The sequence below is a fragment of the Mesorhizobium sp. M7A.F.Ca.CA.004.12.1.1 genome (assembly GCF_003997835.1).
GTDB lineage: Bacteria > Pseudomonadota > Alphaproteobacteria > Rhizobiales > Rhizobiaceae > Mesorhizobium.
In genome coordinates, this window is sequence record NZ_RZRK01001551.1 from 1 (window position 1) to 379 (window position 379).

The following is a 379-nucleotide window of genomic DNA, read 5'->3' on the forward strand; positions in this document are numbered from 1 at the left end:
CCCCTGATCCGCGCACTGACGGTGGACTGGGCGAGGTTGAGCCGGCTGGCCGCGACGGTGAAGCTGCCATGGGTGGCGACTTCGAGAAAGCTGCGCAGATTCTCAGTGTCCATGCCCACCTCCTGCATCGAAAATTTCGATGACTCCTATCAAAAAATATCGCTTTCCGGCGGCAGTCAACAATGAACTAGATGGCTGAACCCCAAGACAAGCGAGGAATCCAGCCATGCCCAAGCATTTCCGGATGATCGACAACGCTTGCAGAACACTCACTGCAATCGAAAATTCCGCTGTTGACGAATTGCTGGCCGGCAGGATGGACCGCCGTGACTTCCTGCGCCATGGCAGCGTGCTTGGGCTTTCCTTGCCGTTCCTGGGC

At 57.3% G+C, this 379-nt stretch carries 1 protein-coding gene; it reads right to left on the reverse strand.

Translation table 11 applies throughout. The features are described 5' to 3' along the window. The coding region (locus EN984_RS37505) for a LysR family transcriptional regulator (RefSeq protein ID WP_164766069.1) at positions 1 to 113 on the reverse strand (113 nt) is incomplete at its 3' end. Between the last annotated feature and the right edge of the window lie 266 nt (positions 114 to 379).